This is a genomic window from Nocardiopsis alkaliphila YIM 80379, from assembly GCF_000341005.1.
In the GTDB taxonomy this organism is placed as follows: domain Bacteria; phylum Actinomycetota; class Actinomycetes; order Streptosporangiales; family Streptosporangiaceae; genus Nocardiopsis; species Nocardiopsis alkaliphila.
On the sequence record NZ_ANBD01000171.1, the window covers coordinates 1 to 1,159 of the forward strand.

The following is a 1,159-nucleotide window of genomic DNA, read 5'->3' on the forward strand; positions in this document are numbered from 1 at the left end:
CGACCTCCAAGGCCCGGTCGGCTCGCTCCACCAACCGGTCCACGTGAGCGGCCACCTCGGCCACCTCCACGCGAAGCGCGTGCTCCGGGGGGAGTTCGGCTACGGCAGCCTCGGCCTGGCGCAGACAGTGTTGGGACAGGAGTGAACGCACTTGCCTCTCGATCGCCGTGTTCTGATCGATCCCGTGCTCGCCCCGGCGTAGCGCGGCCGCGATCCGCAGGGCCTCGTCCTCGTCCAGACCCGACGACACCCAGGGCCGGATCAGTTCGTGTTCGCTCACCCGCGCGGATTCGAAGGCCAGCTGGGAAGTGATCTCCCACAGCATGATCCGGTCACGTTGGCCGGGGAAGTCGGCCGAACGCAGCAGTGCGATCACCCGTTCGGCGGCGACCTTGCCCTCGGTCATCGGCTCACGCTGGATCCGCAGCGCGGCGGCGTCCAACGCGGTGTCGCTGAGCGTGGTCTCGGAGGCGTTCGAGGCCTCGCGCGTGCCCCGGAGCCGGAATCCGTCCAACACCGTGAACCCCTCGGCCAGCCGTTCCCGGCCGAACACCACCTCGGCGGAGCAGCGCGCGCCACGGGTACGCAGGTGGTCGGTGAGTGCCCGGTGATCCCGCAGGGGAGGCAGCACGGGTAGGTCGGGCAGTTGGTCGACGACCAGGACCCCGCGCGTTCGCAGGTCCTCCAAGGCTTGTTCCTCGGACAATTCGGCACCGCGCGACAATCGGTCGAAGGCGGCGCGGTCCAACACGGAGGTGGTGAGTTCGTCCACCGCATCGGCCCATCCGGACCGCTCTCGCGGCTTCAGGTCCTGGCGCACCTTCTGGAAGTGCGTCAGGTTCAGGGAGCCCTCGGCCACCAATCGTTCATGATCCGCCATCATCTGTGACAACACCGGACGCAGTGCGCGTCGCTCGCCCATGAGTCCGCGCCAGTAGGCGTACACCTGGTCGGTGTGCGTGGTGAACGCGCCCGGGTCCTGGCCCAGCTGCTCGGCCGAATGGGCGTCGATGCCGTAACGGTCGAACAGGTCGGCGGGCATGCCCTCGTGCGGGGCGGTGGCCAATACCCGCTGTTCGTATTCTTCGCGGGCCCGCCGGTTCCAGGACACTCGTCGCTCCCCTTGGTCGCCGGTGCGCGGGTCGACCCGTGGCGGGGG

General features: G+C 69.2%; 1 protein-coding gene. It reads right to left on the reverse strand.

Annotated features, from left to right (window positions below):
* A partial coding sequence (locus D472_RS26270; protein ID WP_033304500.1) for a hypothetical protein occupies positions 1 to 1,111 on the reverse strand: 1,111 nt, incomplete at its 3' end.
* Positions 1,112 to 1,159: the final 48 nt, after the last annotated feature.